We start from the raw sequence: 16515 nt of genomic DNA on the forward strand, positions 1-16515 counted from the left end.
GGTATAATTCAGGAAGCTCAACACATGATCTTCGCTCCCTTAACTTCTTGTTAATTAATAATTATGCTTTCACTTCTTGAATAAACTGTTTCAACCGGTTGATATCCTTCAAGCCCGGCTGAATCTCGAATTTGCTGTTCAGGTCCAGACCGTGCAGGTTGGACAATTGCAGAGCTTTAATCTCCTCAATGTGCTCCAGGTCAATGCCGCCGCTCAGGAAAAAAGGAACATCCAAATGGTAGTTCTGCAGCAGATCCCAGTTGAACCGCACCCCGTTGCCACCGGGGCTGGCGCCGCTGGCGTCGAAGAGGAAATAGTCGCAGGTACCGGCGTAGGGCTCCAGTTGCCCGAAGTCAAAGTCCGCGCCCACCCTGAAGGCCTTCATCACGATCAATCCGGCAGACTTGAGTTCAGCGCACACCTGCGGTGATTCATGCCCGTGCAGTTGCACCATCTCCAAACCCAGCTCAGTTACTTTCTGCAGAATGGCACTAGGGTCCTCATCTACAAACACGCCCACCTTTTTGGTCTCTTTCGGGAAAACCGACGAGAAAACGGCCCACTGGGTATTGAAGTAACGCGGCGACTTCTCATAGAAGATAAACCCCACGTAATCTGGCTGGAGCACCATGAGTTCCTGGATGTTCTCACTGTACTTCATGCCGCAGACTTTTATCTTCAGGTGGTGCTCTGCCATGTTGGTTCGTTTTGTTTGTCTTTGGGGCTGTGCTTCTGGAAAGGTTCTTAAATCTTTCCACCTCTAAACCGTTTCAGGTTTGTTTTCCAAAAATCAAGGCTAAAACGGTTATCAAACCAAGCCCAGATTTTTCATAACTAATTTACCCGTTGAAGCTTAGCTGGCTTACTACGTGCAGTTTCTTTAACTCCTCCACAAAGGCGGCGCAGGCTTTCTCAGGGCGGCTCTGGCGCATGAAAGTCTCTCCCATCAGAAAGCCCTCGTAGCCGTATTGCCGAAGCTCCATCACACTGCTGGCCTCACTCAAGCCACTCTCTGATACTTTCACAAACTCGTTGGGAATGTGCTGGGCCAGGTCAAAGGAAGTCTGCAGGCTCACGGAGAAATCATGCAGGTTGCGGTTGTTCACGCCCACCAGGTCCACGTGCGGAGTGATGGTGCGCTCCAGTTCCTCGCGGTTATGTACCTCCAGCAACACCTCCAACCCAAGTGAATGGGCGAACTGCGCCAGTTGGCTTACCTCCTCTTTGGTCAGCACCGCCGCGATGAGCAAAATAGCATCGGCCCCGATGGATTTGGCCTCTAAAATCTGGTACTCCTCCACCACGAAATCTTTGCGCAGAATGGGGCAAAAATTGAATTTGCGGGCGGTGGTGAGGTCCTCGTTTTTGCCCCCGAAGAAGTTGGTATCGGTGAGGATGGACAAGGCCGAGGCGCCCGCCTGCATGTACCCGATGGAGGTGCGCTCCACCGGCGCGTAGGCGTTGATAATTCCTTTGGAGGGCGATTTGCGCTTGAACTCGGCAATGATCCCACTCAGGTCCGGGCGCTGCACGTACTTGCGCAGCGACACCGGCTGTGAGCCGAAATAAATGCTGCGTTCCAGCAGCGCCGTAGGCACCAGGCTTTTCCGGTCGGCTACTTCCTGCCGCTTATGGGCGATGATGTTGTCAAGGATGGTCAAAGACATATAAGGTGTTAAGCTAAAAGCGTCTGTAATGTTTTAAGGGCCTGCCCATTGTCCAAGGACTGACGGGCCTTCTGGATGGATTCCTGCAGCGTCAAGCGCACATCAGAGCAGAAAATCCCCAGTCCGGCGTTGGCCACCACGGCGTCTTGCTGGGCCTGAGTGCCGCGGCCTTCCAGCACGTTCATAAAGATCTCCGCGGAGGCCTCAATTGTGCTGCCGCCCGCCAGATCGCTTTCCTGGTAAGTAGGAAGCCCTAAATCGGAAGGCTGAAGGATCTGCTCGCCTTTAGGCGTCACCATCTTGAATGGCCCCGTGAGCGAAACTTCATCATACCCGTCCAAGGCGTGCAGCAACACAAAGCGTTTGCCGGTCTGCTGGTAAAGGTACGTGTAGAGGCGCAACAATTCCAGGCTGAACACCCCTACCATCTGGAAATGCGGCTTGGCCGGATTGATCATGGGCCCCAGCATGTTGAAGAACGTCTTCACGCCTAGTTCTTTTCTAATAGGAGCTACTTCCTTCATGGCTGGATGGAAAAGCGGCGCGTGAAGAAAGCAGATGTTGGCCGCCTCCAGTTTGGTGCGCAGCGCGGTGCTGTCATTGGTGAAGTTGTAGCCCAGGTGCGCCATCACGTTGGAGGAGCCACAGATAGACGAAACCCCGGTATTGCCGTGTTTGGCGACCTTGTATCCCGCCCCGGCCACCACAAAGGAAGCCAAGGTAGAGATGTTGAACGTGTCTTTGCCGTCGCCGCCGGTGCCGCAGAGGTCAATGACCTGATCGGTGCCCAGCTCAGGGAGCAAGCAGAGTTCCAGCATGGCCTCTCTAAATCCCTCCAACTCGTGCACGGTGATGTTGCGCATGAGGTACACGGTCATGAAGGCGGCCATCTGGCTGCTGTTGTACTGGCCCCGCCCAATGTTGAGCAGAACCTGTTTCGCGGTTTCCTTAGAGAGCGCTTTGTGGTCAATCAGTTGCTGCAGTACCTGTTTCATAGGGCAAGGGAGGCAGCAAAGGTCGTCCATTGGTTTACGCGCTTGGTGGGGTTCTGCAACCAGTTCTGCAGCATCTCCCGGCCATAATCCGTCAGGATGGATTCAGGGTGGAACTGCACGCCGCACACATCATACTTGCTGTGGCGCAAGGCCAGCACCTCGCCGGTCTCGTCCACGGCGGTGATTTTCAGTTCTGTGGGCACAGACTCGGGCACCACGGTCCAGGAATGGTAGCGGGCCACGTTGAAGGTAGAAGGCAACTCTTTGAACATGGGCTCATTGTTGTTCACCACCCGCAAGGTGGAAGACACGCCATGAAACACTTCCTTGAGGTTAGACAACTCCGCCCCGAAAGCCTCGGCAATGGCCTGGTGGCCCAGGCACACGCCCATTATGCGTTTGGTGGGTGCGTATTTCTTGAGCAAAGCCGGCATGATGCCCGCCTCGTTCGGCACACCCGGACCCGGCGAGAGCAGGATCACATCGTATTTTTCTACCTCTTCCAGGCTGATCTGGTCGTTGCGGTGCACTTCCAGTTTGTCTCCGTAACCCAACTCGCGCAGCAGCTGCACCAGGTTGTAGGTAAAGGAATCGTAGTTATCTAAGACAAGGATTTTCATGGTACTAAAGGGTATTCGTCTGCTGGTATGATTCTGCTTCTCTGCGTTTTAGGGTCCTTTTATTAAATAGAGCCTTAAATCGCTTCTTCTTTTATTCTATATGCTGGCGGCTTTCTCCAGGGCCTTGCGCAAGGCGGCCAATTTGTGGTGCACCTCATTAAGTTCGCTGCGGGTATCCGACTTGGCCACCACCCCGGCACCCGCCTGGAAATGCAGTTTGTTCTCCACGCTCAGGAAAGACCGGATCATGATAGCATGGTTGAAATCACCCCCAAAACCCAGGTACCCGATGCATCCGCCGTAATAACCCCGGCCGGTGGGCTCAAGTTCATCAATCAAGGTTAAAGCGCGGTGTTTGGGCGCCCCGGACAAGGTCCCGGCCGGGAATGTATCGGCTACCATCTGCACCGAGCCGTGCACCTGCGGCAGGTTGGCGGTCACTTTGGACACCAGGTGAATCACGTGCGAGTAATACTGAACCTCTTTGAAAACCTCCACCTGCACGTTGTCGCCGTGGCGACTGAGGTCGTTGCGGGCCAGATCCACCAGCATCACGTGCTCTGAGTTCTCCTTGGGGTCATCGTAGAGTTTCTGGGCCAGCTCGGCATCGGCGGCATCGTTGCCGGTGCGCTTGAACGTTCCCGCGATGGGGTAAATGGTGGCCACGTCGTTTTTAATGGTGAGCTGCGCCTCGGGCGAAGATCCGAAGATCTTGAAGTTGCCGTAATCAAAGTAGAACAGGTACGGAGAGGGGTTAATGGAGCGCAGGGCGCGGTACACGTTGAACTCATCTCCCTGGAAAGACTGGGAGAACCTTCTGGAAAGCACAATCTGGAACACGTTGCCCAGGTGGCAGTGGCGCTTGCCCTCCTCAATCACGTGCAGAAACTCCTCATCGGTTTGGTTCGTGCTTTCCTCGCCGGAGAGCGAAAAGTGGAACATAGGGAAGTTCTTGTTCCGGATGTGGGTCTCCAACTCGTCCAGTCCGTCGTTTTGAGGCTCGTTTCCGAAAAAGTGCTCAAAAATGTACAGCTCGTTTTTGAAATGGTCAATGGCGATGACAAACCGAAAGGCCTGGTACAGAATCTCGGGCAACTCGGGGTGGGCGGTCTCTTTCTGACGCAGGTTCAGGGTTTCATAGTACTGCACCGCCTCAAATGACATGTACCCGAACAACCCGTTTTGGATAAACCCGAAAGGACTGGCCTCCGTCTTGAACGACTCACAATAGGTCTGCAGCAATCCTACGGCATCGCGCTTGTTGGTAAGTACCTCCTCCTCTACTGTGCCGTCTGGGTACGAGCGGCGGAGCACGCTGTCTTTCAGTTTGAACTCCGCGATGGGCTCGCAGCAGATGTAGGTGAAGCTGTTCTCGTGCCCGTGGTAGTCAGAGCTTTCCAGCAAAAGGCAGTTCCGGTACTTGTCGCGCAGTTGCAGGTAAATGCCCACCGGCGTCACAGTGTCGGCGAGGAGTTGGCGGTATTGCGTTTGTAGGGTGTACGTCTTCATAAAAAGTATAAAAAAAGGCTTGCCGTTTGGGATGAACAGCAAGCCTTTTATAGTATGGGCTAGTTTAGTTTAGGCAATAACCTGCTGTTCACAAATTTCTCGATTGTGCCACCACCAAATCATTTCGCTAAACATCACTTTTTTCATTTCTGCTCTTTCTTATTTTCTGAACGGTTATAAAACACCAAAGGCCCGGGTGAATCCGAGCCTTTCATTAGTTGCATTTCTGCACAGCAAGCGGTTCACCCATCAGTCTTGACGTGTGTGCCACCAGGCTTTGTGAGAGAATTGCGTCTTGTTCATGATGCAAATGTAGGGGCCAGAAAATCATTTGCAAGAAAACAGGTAAAAAAAGATGCAATTTTCATGAGAGCGGCAAAATGAGCGTGGTTTACGTACTTTTAACCCGTGCTAACCAGATTTTCCCACTACCCTTTCTTCTTCCTTGTGCTTCTTGCCTGGCTGAGTTTTTCTCCTTCCGTTGCGGGCGCGCAGTCTACCTACACCTTTGAAACCGGGGAACCGCAGGACACCGTCAACCAGTTCAGCCGCCGCTTGCCCTGGCTCGCCGCCGGCGGCGCCACCCTGTACGTGGGCGGGCTGGCATTGCTCAACCAAGCCTGGTACAGTGAAAAAGAGCGGACCTCCTTCCACTGGTTCAACGATGCCCACGAATGGAAACAGCTAGACAAAGCCGGCCATCTTTGGGGCGCCTTCCATGAAAGCCGCGTGTTGGTGGATTTGCTGCGAAAAGCGGCCGTGCCCGAGAAAAAAGCCATCTGGTACGGCGGCGCCCTGGGCTTCGTGCTGCAGACCCCCATTGAGTACTTTGACGGCCGCTCACCGGAGTACGGCGCCTCCCTATCTGATATCGCGGCCAATGCCGCCGGCTCCCTGCTAGTCATAAGCCAGCAACTGGCCTGGGGCGAGAACCGAATCACACCCAAATATTCTTTTCACCGCACCCGCTACGCCGCTCTGCGCCCCAATGTGCTGGGTAAAGGCCTTTCCGAGGAATTCCTGAAAGACTACAATGGGCATACGTATTGGTTAAGCGTAGACCTTACTAAATTCTTGCCCAAGGAAAGCCGTTTTCCCAAATGGCTCAACCCTGCCGTAGGCCTGGGCGCTGAGGAAATGGTCTATAATGATGCGGAAGCTAACCGCGCCATCGGGTTGGAAGCGTACCGGCAATATTACCTGAGTGTGGACCTTAACTGGAAAGCCATCCCCACCCACAGCAAGTTTTTAAGAAGCGCTTTCTATGTGCTTTCCATCTTCAAGTTCCCGACTCCGGCGCTGGAGTACAACAGAAGAAAAGGCTTTAAAGCGCATGCCCTCTACTTTTAAGGTGTTTTCTAGAAAAGACCTCTAAAACACCTCTCCTATGTCGCTACCGCAAGTTTGAACGCAGTGGTAACTTGTGGTACATATCAAGGCAAGTTTTCAACTTGCGCCAGTTGCAAACTGGCACCAAGGCAACCACAAGTTACGCTTTGTTAAACTTGCGGTAGATTAACTAATTACCTCCGGCACCGGAAAAGACATCAGGAAATCACTTAACCTTACCGTAGCCAAAGGCTTTAACAAGTGAATGGGCGGGAAGAAACGAGCATCGCTGTTGAGTTTGACGGTAGAGGCAAACCGGGCGTACCCGTGGGTTTCTGGTTTGGTAAGCAGTAGCTGGTTTTGGTGTTTCTGCACAATCCGGTTCCAAGGGAAAAGCTTAGTGGTGAACGGAAACTTGGGACCCCAGGGCTTCACCTGCGCTAAAAAGAACGTTTGGCTATCGGCGCTTACCTCCACGGTTCTGGTGCCTTCCTTGAAGTTGAGGAAACTGAAATCTGCCACTTCCTTGGGGATGCCCCAGTTCGCGCGGCCGCTGAGGGCACTGGCCTGGGTAGACACGAAGATTTTGGAGACGGAAAAAGTAAGCTTCCCGCCCAACTTGAAAATGGCCGGCAGATAGAGCAACTCCTGGTAAGGCCCCACGTCCGAAGTCATGTAGTCCATCAGCATTACAGCCCCCAAGCGTCCGTGATAGCCTTCTTTCTGGTAATCGGCTAGGAAACCATGCTGCAGGTTGAAGTCTTTGGGAATGGAATACAGCCAGACCACGCCGTTGCCGGTTAATTCCCAAGGAGCAGGAACAAGGTTGTAAGGTGGCTGCATCATTTAGTTAGAAGTTCTCCATTTTCAACGATTTACCTTCACCACTGTTGCCCAAGTCTTAAAAGCAGTCAATACGACCACTTACCTTTCCATAGAAGTCAAATCAAAAGGCCTGGTGCCGCTTGGTAGAACTCTTCCTGCCATGCCCGGTTCCTTTTGCGTATCTTTGCGAATGGCCCGTGTTTTAGGCCTACTTTCCAGAAAACAGACCATAAACGAACATGAATATAGGAGACCGCGTGCGCCTCATGCACGGCAAAGAACAAGGTGTGATTACCCGCTTCCTGGACAACAACCTAGTGGAGGTGGCCATCGACAATGATTTCACCATTCCCGTGATGCGCCGCGAGGTAGTGGTGATTGCCCCCGAGGAAGACCAGATGTTCCGGAACGCCCCGGCGCCCGAGCCTCCTAAAAAGAAGGAAGCCCCAGTGGTGCCTTTCACCGCGGTGGCGGGTATCTACGTGGCCTTGGTGCACCAAACCCCTGAGCTTTTGGCAGTGCACATCGTGAACAACTCTGAATTTGACCTGCTCTTCACCTACGGCGAGGAAACCGAAAAAGGCTACCGCGCCCAAAACAACGACAAACTCCCGCCCAAGAAAACCAAGCCGGTGGCACACCTGCACCTCAACGATTTTGAGCGCTGGCCCGATCTGGTGGTGCAGTACCTGCAACATAAAACCGGGGCCAACACTTTGCTGGAACCCGTCACCCGCAAGCTCAAGTTCAAGGCCTCTTCTTTCTACAAGAGCAAGAAAACCGCTCCAGTGCTGCAAAAAGAAGGCTATGTGTTCCAACTAGATTCCAAGCCAGCGCTCATCAACCCAGACCAAATCCAGGAGCAGCTGATTGAGTCGGCGGCCGGGCAAGAGAACAACAAGGTAGCAGTGCCCAACCACGAGGTGGACCTGCACATTGAGAAACTGCTGCCCAACCAGGACCCCAAACAGATGAGCAACTCTGAGATCCTGCGCCACCAGATATCCGTTTTCCAGGACAACCTGGACCGGGCCCTTGCCGCCAACATGCACGAGATCATCTTCATCCACGGCACCGGCAATGGCGTGCTCAAAAAGGAAATCCAGAAGGTCCTGAGCCGCAACCCGCACATAAAGTTCTACGAAGACGCCCGCAAGGAGAAGTTCGGGTACGGTGCCACCAGGGTGCAGTTGAAATAAGTTTTTCAATAGCCAGAAAATCCTTCTGACAATACTTGGAGAGCCGGTGTTTTAAGCTTCCTTTTGGAAAAAAGGGCTTGAAACACCGGCTTTTGTTTGGCTAAAATCTAAGATTTGGCCGGATGGTCAATTTCTGAGACGTGCAGGTGACGCAGCAAGGCGAACTTCTTGTATTGGTGCTCCTGCATCCGCTTGAGGATATCGTCCAGCACGGCCACAGATTTGAGGATGAACGGACCTTTGTTGAGCATGACGCAATCGGCGCGCTGGGCCATGGCGGCATCGGTGATCTCGGCGCGGGAGGGCCGACCCTTCTTGGTGAGTTTCTCCAGCACTTGCGTGGCCCAGACCACGGGCAAGTGAGCGGCTTCGGTGATCCAGAGGATTTCTTCCTGCACCTCGGCCAGGCGCTTCCAGCCCATTTCCACCGCCAGGTCGCCCCGGGCAATCATGATGCCCGCCGGATGTTTCTGCATTAAGGTGAGCAGCAGCAGGGGCAGGTTCTTAAAAGCAGCCTTGGTTTCGATCTTGACCATGATCCCGATGTGGGTGGCCTCCAGCCGCTGAAGTTCCTGCTGCAGTTCCTCTACCATGGCAGGTTTGCTCACAAAGGAAAGGTTGACCACATCGGCATGTTTGACCACAAACGCCAGGTCCTCGCGGTCTTTCTCGGTGAGTTTGTGCAGTTGCAAGTCGCTTTCGGGTAGGTTGATGCCTTTGTCGGGCCGAAGTTTGCTGCCTTCTGCATCGGCGGCGGTGATCTCCACCCACAATTCATCGGGGGTGACTTTTCTGATAATGCCCTCAATTTCCCCGTCATCGAACAGAATAGGCTCGCCTTCTTTCACCCGGCTGAACACCTCGGGCAAGGTGCAGGAGATGTGCGCCGGCGCAGTCTGGTGACCGTCTTTGTCATAGCGGGCCGGCTCACCGGGGATGCTCTCGCGGTGCAGCACCAACTCCTGCCCTACTTTCAGGTTCAGCGGGAAAACCACCGGCGGTAAGGTACTCAGCTTTTCGTTGAGCTCCTCCCCGTTTTCCTGCACCAGCTTCAGCTCCGTGCCCTGGCTCAGGTACGCCGACCTCCGAAGATGCACCAGGGCACCGCCGCCTTTTACCTCCACCACGGCCAAGGTGCGTTTCCGCCGGCGGGTGTCTTGAAAGGTGATCTTATCTCCGGCTTTCAGGTGTGCGAACCATTCTTCCGAGACCCGCAGGGTTTTGTCTGCCCCGCCGGGGGCCGGTACTCCCTGGGGCGCCAACCACACCGTTGCAGAAGCGGATATCTGGCCCAGTTCATCTATTTTGGGGTGAATGCCTACTACTTTGGGGCCGGGTTTCAAAGCGCCGGTGCGCAGTTTGGGTCCCATGAGGTCAAAGAGGATGATGCAGCGGCGGCCTACTTCCTGCTCGGCTTTCCTGATTTGCCCTACCATTTTCTCCCAGACGGTGTTGTCATCATGGGCACAATTGATGCGGGCGCAGTTCATGCCGGCCTTGAGCAAGTCACGCACCATCTGGTAATCATCCGCCATGTCGGCGGAGAAGGTGATCATGATGCGGCTTTCCCTGCCGGGCGAGGGTTCTCCCAGTAAGTCAGTGATGTGCGAGGGCAGTTCTGAGGGGATGGAGGAAAAAGGCACCACCTCCGGCGCGGTGTGGGTAAGATGCGCCTCCAGCAAGCGCAATTGGTTCCTGACGGCCAAGAGCGTGGCTTTGACGTGGCTTTCGGCGCGGCCCAGCGAGGACAGTCCCATGCTGGACAACTGCCCCTGCAGTTCCCGTATATCATGTTTGCGCAAAGCCAGGTAGTGCAGGAGGTTCTTGCTGCTTTCTATGTACGCCGGGTGCACTTTCTTTATCATCGGCCCGAACTCCTCCTCCAGCGCTGCCGCCTCCTGCAACAGATCCTCCAGCTTCTGCAGTAAATCTTTGATCTTTTGTTCCGAAACGTTTTCCATGGCAGCTTAGCCTTTATCCTTCCTCCCTTTACGTTTGGCGCAGGAGGTCAAGCAATACCAATGCTGTATTTTTTGTTTGATGCTCCCAGATGAAGGTGGTTTTAGGTCTGTTTTGATAATTTCCGGTTGAAAACGGATGATCCAACCTTGCCTCCAACTAAGCATTAATGGCAGGAATCCAGTTTGGAGCATTTTAAAGCCGATTATTAGAAAACAGCCTTCAAACAGAACCTGAGTTTCCGGGCAAATCTGAGGTAAAACCCTACCTTTGTAAAAAATCGGTGAGCCGGCTTATCGCTGCGCCTTCGGGTGGGGAGGAAAGTCCGGGCAACGCAGAGCATCCTGCTTCCTAACGGGAAGGCACCTGGCGGGGAACGGCCAGGTGACAGCCAGTGCCACAGAAAAGTACCGCCGGCTTGCCGGTAAGGGTGAAAAGGTGCGGTAAGAGCGCACCAGCGGCTAGGCGACTAGTCCGGCTGGGTAAACCTCAGGAGTTGAAAGACCAAATAGGCTGACAGCGCCATGCCTTAGGGCAAGGCTAAGGGCTGCTCGTCCGATGTCAGCGGGTAGGTTGATGGAGCCCCTCCGTGAGGGCGGGCCTAGATAAATGATAAGCCATTTGCCTCTGGGCAGAAGACAAAACCCGGCTTACAGGCTCACTGATTTTTTTATTTTTTCCTTTCTCCTGCCTTCCTTCTTTTGTAGACTATCCTCAATAGGCGCCTTAGTACGCGCAAGGCAGGACAACAACAAGCCAGAAGTTTCGCGTATAAACAATAGTCCGGTAACCTTGATTTTGCCAAAAAAGGCGGTGGTTGTGCCCAAGTCCTCCGGCTGCCGCGTAACTTTATATCACTTCTGGGTATGTTATTAGACAAGAGAATTCCCGTATCCTACATCTACAATAAGATCAAATCTGACTTATTCATCATCATTATCATTGGGGTTTGTGCCCACTTTCTTTCCTCTGCTTTCGTTGACAATATCCCCTCCATGCCCAGCAACATCCCGGCTTTTTTAGGGACTGCCATTACGGTTTTATTGTCCTTCAAAATAAGCCAGTCGTATGATCGATGGTGGGAAGCCCGCAAAGTTTGGGGCGCCATTGTAAATGATTCCAGGAGCTTTGTCATTCAGCTCCAATCATTCCTTCCCAACCCTAATTCGCCGGTGATTACCACGTTAGCTTACCGCCAAATTGCCTGGTGTTATTCCCTGGGTCAGTCGCTCAGGGGCCTTGACCCGCTGGAAGGAACCGGTGCATTCCTGTCTAAAAATGATGTAAGCCATTTAGCCCAGCACAAGAACAAACCCTTGGCTTTAATTCAGCTAAATGCCTTGGATATCAAACAACTATACACCTATAACGAAATTGATACTTTCAAACACACGCAGCTTGATTCTACGTTGGTACGGTTGGTAGATTCCATGGGAAAAGCCGAGAGAATCAACAGCACAGTATTTCCTAAAACCTACCGGTTATTCTTGCATTTAGCTATTTACCTTTTTGTGATCACCCTGTCTATTTCGTTGAAGGAAATAGCGCTGATTTATGAGCTTCCATTGCTGGTAATTCTTTCCTCTATTTTCCTTTTGCTGGAAAAATCTGCGTACCATTTGCAAGACCCTTTCCGCAATAGACCAAGTGACACCTCGGTAACTGCCATTGCCAGAACCATTGAAATTAACATCCGCCAATTGCTGGGCGAAAAAGACATTCCTGATCCTTTATCCCCACAAGGATTTTACCTTTTGTAATTCTGATAAATATCAGCGCTCCGCGTCTTATCAATGCTTGGTCATGAGAATTATAAATGTTTTTGTAGGAGGCCGAGTACATAATGCGAAATTGACTTTAATATTCTCTTTTTAGAAGTAAAACCAAAAAACAGCCTCAAAACCGATTGGCTGTCATAATTTTGCCTTTGGAACGTTGACCTTAAGTAACCAGGCATACCGCGGCATTGCTTTTGCTGAAGACTTGGGAGAGTGAAGCGCTTAATAGATGAAGAATTCAATTATAACCTTGGGGCTTATGTGGGCGCTGCTGAGCGGCACTTCCCTTTGGGCCCAAAGCAAGTGGGAACTGCAGAAAAACGAGGACGGCATTGAGGTGTACACCCGCCAGGGAGCGGATAACAACTTCAAAGAGATAAGAGTAGTGTGTGAGTTGCCGGGCACTGCAAGCCAGTTGGTGGATTTGCTCAAAGACGTGGCGCACCATTCAGATTGGGTGTACCTGAACAAGAAAACCGAGCTGCTGAAACGCAAAAGCGAAAACCGGCTCATTTATTATACCCTAGCCGATATGCCCTGGCCCCTCACCGACCGCGACATGGTGGTAGAGGCCGCCTTCTCCCCCATTAAGAACAACCAGGCGCACGTAGAGGTGAAAAGCATCCAAAATTTCCTGCCGCAAAAGAAAGAATTCATCCGGATTCCTTCTTCCCTTGCTGTGTGGGAGATTACCCCGGCCAGCGGCGGCAACATTAAGGTAGACTATACCTTTAAGGTAAACCCCGGCGGGTCTGTGCCGGCCTGGCTTGTGAATACCACGGTAGCCATCGGGCCGCTTAAAACCTTCCAGAGACTCAGAAAGACCCTTGTCCAGCGGGCCTTGGCGCAGCGTAACTAGGGTGCTGATGAGTTTAAGCCTTTTCGGGTATGTTTTTATAAAACGAGGATTAAATCAAAATAAGGCTAATAAACTACTAACGACTGTTTGCTTATACCGCTAATTTCTCAAACTAACAAGTGTTTTTATGAAAGTTTCTAAACTTTTTTAGCAAAAGATTTGGAAGTGAGTAGAGGAGGGCGTATGTTTGAGCATCCTTAAGACAAGACAATGATTCAGCGCAATTCTTACTTTTACGGTTTTTACTTTTTTGGACCTCAGCCGGGGCTCAACAGGTAAGACTTTGCGTTAAGAAACAATAAGAAAACCTCAGAGCCCCGCCTAAAGCGGGGCTTTTTTCGTTATGAACAGAGCCTTAAATATCGCCATCCAGGGAGGCCCCGCCTCTTTCCACGAAACCGCCGCCAAGCAGCTTTTCCCGGCGGCCCACCTCCAAATGGTTTCCTGCGCCTCCTTCCCGGAGCTGTGCGAAGCCCTGGAGTCGGGTCTGGTGGATTTCGCCGTGATGGCCGTACAGAATTCTTTGGCAGGTCCGCTGTTGCCTAACTACGGCATGATGGACCAACACGGACTTTCTGTGCTGGCGGAACGCTGGCTCTTGTTAGACCAAACCTTGATGGCGTTGCCGGGCCAAAAACTGGAAGACATCAAAGAGATCTGGTCCCACCCCATCGCCCTGCTGCAGTGCTGCGACTACATCAATAAACAGGCCGGCGTGACCACCAAAGAAACCTCTGACACCGCCGATACTGCCCGTATTCTGCAGGAAGGCCAGATTACCGGGGTTGCTGCCATCGCCAGCCGCAAAGCCGCAGAACTTTACGGACTGGAGGTGCTGCACCACAACGTAGCCAATGACGTGGAGAACTACACCCGCTTTGTGGTTCTGTCCCGCGAGAAATCTACGACCGAAGGAAACAAAGCCACGGTTATCCTGTCCGCTGCCGAGGTAAAGGATTCCATGGAAACCATCCTGGAGAGAGTGGAGAACGGCCTGGAATTGACCATGCTGCAGCCGCTTCCTCTGGAGAACCCAGGCCAACCAGAGCATTGGGTGCTGGAACTGGAGGGCGATCTGGCCGGCGAAATCGCTCAGGCTTTGGAAGCGCTTTCTGTAGTGGCTCCTAACCTGAACGTGATCGGCCGGTATCCGAAGGCTGAGGCGCCGCTTCCGCAGGACCGCCTGGCCGGCTGCCTGTCTCCTATTGTGAAGGCTCAAATTGAATTGGTATGATCATCTCCAGCGCCAACCGACTACAACACGTGCAGGAGTATTACTTCTCGCGCAAACTGGCCGAAGTACGAGCCCTCAACGCCCAGGGCCGCAACATCATCAACCTGGGCATCGGCGACCCAGACATGGCTCCCTCAGAGGAAACCATCAATGCCTTGGTAGGCACCAGCCGCAAGCCCGGCGTGCATGGTTATCAACCTTACAACTCCATTGCCCCCCTTCGGCAGGCCATTGCGGGCTGGTACCAACGCACCTATTCCGTAGACCTGGACTCAGAGACAGAAGTGTTGCCGCTCATGGGCTCCAAGGAAGGCATCTTCCACGTGTCCATGGCTTTCCTGAACCCCGGCGACAAAGTGCTGGTACCCAATCCGGGGTATCCCGCCTATGCCGCGGCCGCGAAGCTGGTGGGCGCTGAACCGGTCTTCTATTCTTTAAAGGAAGAGAATGGCTGGCTCCCAGAGGAACAGGAACTGGAGCAGTTGCTGGCCGGAGGAGATGTGAAACTTATGTGGGTGAACTACCCGCACATGCCCACCGGGGCTGAGGCTACCGCGGAGGTCCTGGAGAAATTGGTGCAACTGGCCCTCAAACACAGATTTTTGCTGGCCAACGATAATCCATATAGCCTGGTGCTGCCTAATGAAAAACCGCTGAGCCTGCTGTCTCTGCCCAACGCCAAAGAGTGCTGCCTGGAGTTCAACTCATTGAGCAAATCGCATAACATGGCCGGATGGCGCGTGGGCATGGTGCTGGGCCGCCAGGATTACCTCCAGTGCGTGCTGCGGGTGAAAAGCAACCTGGACTCTGGTATGTTCTTGCCGGTGCAGCACGCCGCCATTCAGGCCTTGTCTAACCCAGATGCCTGGCACGAGGCCCGCAACGCGGTGTATGCCCAACGCCGGCAGAAAGTATATGAACTGTTAGACCTCCTGGGGTGTTCCTACGAGAAAAACGCGGTAGGCATGTTTGTCTGGGCGCGGGTGCCCGATCAGGTGACCGACGTAGAGGCTTATCTAGACGAAATACTGTACGAAGCCGGGGTGTTTCTTACCCCTGGCAAAATATTCGGAACGCAGGGCGAGCGCTATCTCAGAATCTCCCTTTGCCTCCCCGAAACCAAGATTGAAGAAGCAACAAACAGAATCTCAAAACACTTAACCTCGGCCAAAACCGAAATCTCCTTATGAGTACGAAGCACCTAAACCTGTCGCCTAAAACCATCTTCAAACGGGCCGATGGACAACCCTTGATTATTGCCGGTCCTTGCAGCGCCGAGAGCGAAGAGCAGATGTTGGCCACCGCCCGCGGTTTGCAGGCCGTGCCGGAAGTAACCATTTTCCGTGCCGGTATCTGGAAACCACGTACCCGCCCAGGCGCTTTTGAGGGAATTGGCAAAGTAGGTTTGAAATGGCTGAAGACCGTGAAGGAAGAGACCGGCCTTTTGACCGCCTGCGAAGTAGCCACCGCGGAGCACGTGAACGATGCCCTGAAACAAGGCGTGGATGTGCTGTGGGTGGGCGCCCGCACCACGGTAAACCCTTTCTCGGTACAGGAGATTGCCGATGCGCTGGAAGGCGTGGACGTGCCGGTACTGGTTAAAAACCCGGTAAACCCAGACCTGCAGCTTTGGCTGGGAGCGCTGGAGCGCCTGAACCGCGCCGGCATCACCGATCTGGCCGCCATTCACCGGGGCTTCTCGGCCTTCGATAGCCGTCCGTACCGGAACCACCCTAAGTGGAACATGGCCTACGAGTTCAAGAAACTGTTGCCGGAGATTCCGTTGATCTGTGACCCTAGCCACATCGCCGGTAAGCGCTCTTTGCTGCAACAAATCAGCCAGGAAGCCCTGAACCTGCAGGTAGACGGCCTCATGATTGAAACCCACTGCAACCCAGACGTAGCCCTGAGCGACGCCGCCCAGCAGGTAACGCCAGAAGGCCTCAAAGACCTGTTGGCTTCCCTGGTAGTGGAGCGCGTGGTTGCCTCTGTCACCCAGAACGAGGAAGAACTGAGCGAGCTCCGGAACCTCATTGACTACCTGGACAACGAGCTGATCAACGTGTTGGCCCGCCGCTCTGCGGTTGCCAAGCAGATTGGTCTCCTCAAAAAGGAAAACAAGATGAACCTGCTACAAACCGGCCGTTGGGAACAAGTAATGGAGCATCGCCTTAAGGCCGCTGCCCGCGAAGGTTTGGAGGAGGTATTTGTAAAAGCCATCTTCCAAGAAATCCACCAGCATTCCTTGCACGTGCAGGCTGCCACAGAGCCAACCAAAGTAGTTTTGTAAATTCGTTTTTGAGCCGTTTTACCTAAATCGGTCTAAAAACGAATCACGGAAACCCCGGTCTGAAAAGGCAGGGGTTTTCTGTTTTTAGGCGTAAAACATAATCGAGAACGGCCAATTTTGAATGAGCCACTATCCAACAGTTGAGAAATTAATCTTTGGATTATTTACCCGCCCATCCCAATCCGGAAACCTAAACGCCTTGATTTTGAAACAAGAAATACCTTGATGTAGAATTGTTGTAGTAGTCTCCT

General features: G+C 53.0%; 14 protein-coding genes and 1 other RNA gene. 8 read left to right on the top strand and 7 right to left on the bottom strand.

Annotation, left to right across the window (positions count from 1 at the left end):
• Nucleotides 1–61: 61 nt before the first annotated feature.
• From FOA19_RS14125 to FOA19_RS14145, 5 genes are all read right to left on the bottom strand, one after another.
• On the bottom strand, nt 62–697 hold the full coding sequence (locus FOA19_RS14125; protein WP_223808901.1) for a phosphoribosylanthranilate isomerase: 636 nt from the start codon (nt 695–697) through the stop codon (nt 62–64).
• Between the two features lie 142 nt (nt 698–839).
• On the bottom strand, nt 840–1661 hold the full coding sequence (gene trpC, locus FOA19_RS14130; RefSeq protein WP_149091952.1) for an indole-3-glycerol phosphate synthase TrpC: 822 nt from the start codon (nt 1659–1661) through the stop codon (nt 840–842).
• A 14-nt stretch (nt 1662–1675) separates the two neighbouring features.
• On the bottom strand, nt 1676–2662 hold the full coding sequence (gene trpD / locus FOA19_RS14135; RefSeq protein WP_149091435.1) for an anthranilate phosphoribosyltransferase: 987 nt from the start codon (nt 2660–2662) through the stop codon (nt 1676–1678).
• On the bottom strand, nt 2659–3282 hold the full coding sequence (locus FOA19_RS14140) for an anthranilate synthase component II (protein WP_149091436.1): 624 nt from the start codon (nt 3280–3282) through the stop codon (nt 2659–2661). Before FOA19_RS14140 ends, trpD begins: the two co-directional genes overlap by 4 nt.
• Nucleotides 3283–3378: 96 nt before the next feature.
• Complete coding sequence (locus tag FOA19_RS14145; RefSeq protein ID WP_149091437.1) at nt 3379–4791, bottom strand: anthranilate synthase component I family protein; 1413 nt, start codon at nt 4789–4791, stop codon at nt 3379–3381.
• A gap of 408 nt (nt 4792–5199) precedes the next feature.
• Between FOA19_RS14145 and FOA19_RS14150 the strand changes: the two genes are divergently transcribed.
• On the top strand, nt 5200–6141 hold the full coding sequence (locus FOA19_RS14150; RefSeq protein WP_223808902.1) for a DUF2279 domain-containing protein: 942 nt from the start codon (nt 5200–5202) through the stop codon (nt 6139–6141).
• Between the two features lie 165 nt (nt 6142–6306).
• Here FOA19_RS14150 and FOA19_RS14155 read toward each other — a convergent pair whose 3' ends face one another.
• The gene (locus FOA19_RS14155; protein WP_149091439.1) at nt 6307–6966 is read right to left on the bottom strand and encodes an acetoacetate decarboxylase family protein; all 660 of its coding nucleotides are present in this window, start codon (nt 6964–6966) and stop codon (nt 6307–6309) included.
• A gap of 218 nt (nt 6967–7184) precedes the next feature.
• Between FOA19_RS14155 and FOA19_RS14160 the strand changes: the two genes are divergently transcribed.
• The gene (locus FOA19_RS14160) at nt 7185–8144 is read left to right on the top strand and encodes a Smr/MutS family protein (protein WP_149091440.1); all 960 of its coding nucleotides are present in this window, start codon (nt 7185–7187) and stop codon (nt 8142–8144) included.
• Between the two features lie 107 nt (nt 8145–8251).
• Here FOA19_RS14160 and FOA19_RS14165 read toward each other — a convergent pair whose 3' ends face one another.
• Entirely contained in the window at nt 8252–10105 is a 1854-nt protein-coding gene (locus FOA19_RS14165; protein WP_149091441.1) for a pyruvate kinase, read from the bottom strand.
• Nucleotides 10106–10383: 278 nt separating this feature from the next.
• Here FOA19_RS14165 and rnpB point away from each other — a divergent pair.
• The 6 genes from rnpB (at nt 10384) to FOA19_RS14195 (ending at nt 16264) form a co-directional block, all read left to right on the top strand.
• Nucleotides 10384–10772, top strand: an RNA gene (gene rnpB / locus FOA19_RS14170) — RNase P RNA component class A.
• A 197-nt stretch (nt 10773–10969) separates the two neighbouring features.
• Entirely contained in the window at nt 10970–11863 is an 894-nt protein-coding gene (locus tag FOA19_RS14175) for a bestrophin family protein (protein ID WP_149091442.1), read from the top strand.
• A 247-nt stretch (nt 11864–12110) separates the two neighbouring features.
• Nucleotides 12111–12740, top strand: a complete 630-nt coding sequence (locus tag FOA19_RS14180; RefSeq protein WP_149091443.1) for an START domain-containing protein — start codon at nt 12111–12113, stop codon at nt 12738–12740.
• A 343-nt stretch (nt 12741–13083) separates the two neighbouring features.
• The gene (locus tag FOA19_RS14185) at nt 13084–13974 is read left to right on the top strand and encodes a prephenate dehydratase (protein WP_149091444.1); all 891 of its coding nucleotides are present in this window, start codon (nt 13084–13086) and stop codon (nt 13972–13974) included.
• Nucleotides 13971–15164, top strand: coding sequence for a pyridoxal phosphate-dependent aminotransferase (locus FOA19_RS14190; RefSeq protein WP_149091445.1), 1194 nt, complete (start codon nt 13971–13973; stop codon nt 15162–15164). Before FOA19_RS14185 ends, FOA19_RS14190 begins: the two co-directional genes overlap by 4 nt.
• Nucleotides 15161–16264: a chorismate mutase gene (locus FOA19_RS14195; RefSeq protein WP_149091446.1), complete on the top strand. Its 1104-nt coding sequence runs from the start codon at nt 15161–15163 to the stop codon at nt 16262–16264. The genes FOA19_RS14190 and FOA19_RS14195 overlap by 4 nt, the downstream gene beginning before the upstream one ends.
• Nucleotides 16265–16515 lie beyond the last annotated feature (251 nt).

The organism is Rufibacter hautae (genome assembly GCF_008271695.1).
Lineage (GTDB): Bacteria > Bacteroidota > Bacteroidia > Cytophagales > Hymenobacteraceae > Nibribacter > Nibribacter hautae.

Excerpts from the sequence above, each read along its gene's own strand:
- FOA19_RS14180 (WP_149091443.1), top strand. The coding sequence starts at position 12,111 with ATGAAGAATTCAATTATAACCTTGGGGCTTATGTGGGCGCTGCTGAGC.
- FOA19_RS14175 (WP_149091442.1), top strand. The coding sequence starts at position 10,970 with ATGTTATTAGACAAGAGAATTCCCGTATCCTACATCTACAATAAGATC.
- FOA19_RS14160 (WP_149091440.1), top strand. The coding sequence starts at position 7,185 with ATGAATATAGGAGACCGCGTGCGCCTCATGCACGGCAAAGAACAAGGT.
- FOA19_RS14140 (WP_149091436.1), bottom strand. The coding sequence starts at position 3,282 with ATGAAAATCCTTGTCTTAGATAACTACGATTCCTTTACCTACAACCTG.
- FOA19_RS14155 (WP_149091439.1), bottom strand. The coding sequence starts at position 6,966 with ATGATGCAGCCACCTTACAACCTTGTTCCTGCTCCTTGGGAATTAACC.
- FOA19_RS14195 (WP_149091446.1), top strand. The coding sequence starts at position 15,161 with ATGAGTACGAAGCACCTAAACCTGTCGCCTAAAACCATCTTCAAACGG.
- FOA19_RS14185 (WP_149091444.1), top strand. The coding sequence starts at position 13,084 with ATGAACAGAGCCTTAAATATCGCCATCCAGGGAGGCCCCGCCTCTTTC.
- FOA19_RS14145 (WP_149091437.1), bottom strand. The coding sequence starts at position 4,791 with ATGAAGACGTACACCCTACAAACGCAATACCGCCAACTCCTCGCCGAC.
- FOA19_RS14125 (WP_223808901.1), bottom strand. The coding sequence starts at position 697 with ATGGCAGAGCACCACCTGAAGATAAAAGTCTGCGGCATGAAGTACAGT.
- trpD (WP_149091435.1), bottom strand. The coding sequence starts at position 2,662 with ATGAAACAGGTACTGCAGCAACTGATTGACCACAAAGCGCTCTCTAAG.
- FOA19_RS14165 (WP_149091441.1), bottom strand. The coding sequence starts at position 10,105 with ATGGAAAACGTTTCGGAACAAAAGATCAAAGATTTACTGCAGAAGCTG.
- FOA19_RS14190 (WP_149091445.1), top strand. The coding sequence starts at position 13,971 with ATGATCATCTCCAGCGCCAACCGACTACAACACGTGCAGGAGTATTAC.